Genomic DNA, 2,243 nt, shown 5'->3' with positions numbered 1-2,243 from the left:
TCAAAAGGCCGAAATTTTGCGCTATTTTAGCTTAAATTTTATAAAATCACCGAAAATTTAAACGAAGGAGCGAGCGTGAAAAAAATGTGGGAGGGGCGCTTTAGCGAGGCGAGTTCGGCGCTTTTGGAGGAGTTTAACGCCTCGATCGGCTTTGATAGGGCGCTTTGGCAGGAGGATATCGCGGGCAGCAAGGCGCACGCTCGGATGCTCGGCACTTGCGGGATTTTAAAGCCTGACGAGAGTGAAAAGATCGTCGCGGGGCTTGACGCCGTGTTTGAGGAGATAAAAAGCGGTAAATTTGAGTTTAAAACCGCCGACGAGGACATCCACATGGCGGTCGAAAAGCGCCTAAGCGAGCTCATCGGAAGCGATCTTGGCGGTAGGCTGCACACCGCGCGCAGCAGAAACGATCAGGTCGCGCTTGATTTTCGCCTCTACGTGCTTAAAAGCGGTGCCGCGATCGCCGAAAAAATCCGCGAGCTAGTAGAGGCTCTGCGAGATATAGCTAGCGAGCACGCGGACACGCTGATGCCCGGCTACACGCACCTTCAGCACGCCCAGCCCGTGAGCCTTGCCTATCATTTGCTCGCTTACGCGTTTATGTTTCGCCGCGACTACGAGCGCTTTGCCAGCTCACGCGAGCGAAACAACCTCTGTCCGCTGGGCTCCGCCGCGCTTGCAGGCACGCCGCATCCGATAAATCGCGAGCTGGTCGCGCAGCAGCTCGGGTTTGCGGGAGTGACGCCAAACGCGATGGATAGCGTCAGCGACCGCGATTTCGCGCTGGAGATTTTGTTTAACGTAAGCGTGCTGATGACGCATGCGTCGCGCCTGTGCGAGGAGCTCATCTTGTGGAGCTCGCAGGAGTTCGGCTTTGTCACGATCAGCGACGCGTACAGCACGGGCAGCTCGATCATGCCGCAGAAGAAAAACCCCGACGTCGCCGAACTAATCCGCGGCAAAACGGGGCGCGTAAACGGCAATCTCGTCGCGCTGCTAACGGTGATGAAGGGCTTGCCGCTAGCCTACAACAAGGATATGCAGGAGGACAAGGAGGGTGTTTTTGATAGCGTCGCCACCGCGCTTGCGAGCCTTGAAATTTTAAAACAGATGCTAAAAACGGCTAAATTTAACGAGCAAAATATGCTCGCAATGACGCGCCGCGGGCACCTCACGGCAACCGATCTGGCGGACTATCTCGTGCGGGAGAAAAACGTACCGTTTCGCCGGGCGCACTTCATCACGGGCAAGGCCGTGGCGTATGCGGAAAATTTGGGTCTAGACTTGAGCGAGCTAAACGCGCAGCAGCTTGCAAGCGTGGATGAAAGCTTGGACGCGGGTGCGGTTAAATTTCTTGATCTAAACGCTTCTAAGGAGGCGCGCAAGTCGCAAGGAGGCACGGCAAATGAGAGCGTTGCGGCGCAGATTGAAATTTTAAAAGGGTGGCTGAAAGATAAATAAATTTTAAAATTTATCGCCAAAAGGCGAAAATTTAATTATAATTATAGAAAAATTTAAGGAGGAAAGGATGTTTGGAAACGGATATAAAAAAGAGCTAGAAAGCAAAAATGCTGCTTTAGAGCAAGAAAACGAAAGTTTAAAGGCGCAGATAAAGCAACTTCAAAGCGATCTAGAGGCCGTAAAATCAAGTGCGGTTAGCGAGCAGGACGCGCCTAAGTTGCAGGCTGGCGCGGTCAAACTGCTACTGGATAGTTATGCCGACGGTATAAATTTCTTGCAGGGTACGATGGAAGAAAATTTAGAAATACTCAAAAATATAAACGAGCTAAATAATCTAACTTTTACTAAGACGGGCGAACTGCGCGAGCAGACGAGCTTTATCGTTAGCTCTATGCAAAACGTTCAGCAAATGAGCGGCGACCTGCAAAACGACGCCTCGTCGCTAAATAACAGCGTGATGTCGATCGTGGAGATTATAAATCTCATCAAAGACATCTCGGATCAGACGAATTTGCTAGCTCTAAATGCAGCTATCGAAGCGGCTCGCGCGGGCGAACACGGACGCGGATTTGCCGTCGTGGCCGATGAGGTGCGAAAGCTCGCCGAACGCACGCAAAAGGCTACTCTCGAAGTCGAAGTAAATATCAATGGACTAAAACAAAGCTCAAATACCATGATAGGAATGAGTGAGAATTTTTCTCAAATTTCAGGCGACGTAATGCGCGTTTTGAGCGATTTTCAAGGCACTATCGCAAGCGTGAACGAAAACACGCAAAATATCT

General features: G+C 51.0%; 2 protein-coding genes. Both read left to right on the top strand.

The genetic code is table 11. The features are described from left to right. Positions 1 to 84 precede the first annotated feature (84 nt). Complete coding sequence (gene argH / locus Q0338_RS01045; RefSeq protein ID WP_298085144.1) at positions 85 to 1,461, top strand: argininosuccinate lyase; 1,377 nt, start codon at positions 85 to 87, stop codon at positions 1,459 to 1,461. Between the two features lie 67 nt (positions 1,462 to 1,528). Further along, positions 1,529 to 2,243 (top strand): methyl-accepting chemotaxis protein (locus Q0338_RS01040; protein ID WP_298085143.1); only part of this gene is annotated, 715 nt, incomplete at its 3' end.

It is taken from the genome of uncultured Campylobacter sp., assembly GCF_938018145.1.
Classification (GTDB): Bacteria; Campylobacterota; Campylobacteria; order Campylobacterales; family Campylobacteraceae; genus Campylobacter_A.
This window is presented reverse-complemented; position numbering and strand designations above follow the sequence as displayed.

Coding starts and splice junctions, on each gene's coding strand:
- argH (WP_298085144.1), top strand. CDS start 85: ATGTGGGAGGGGCGCTTTAGCGAGGCGAGTTCGGCGCTTTTGGAGGAG.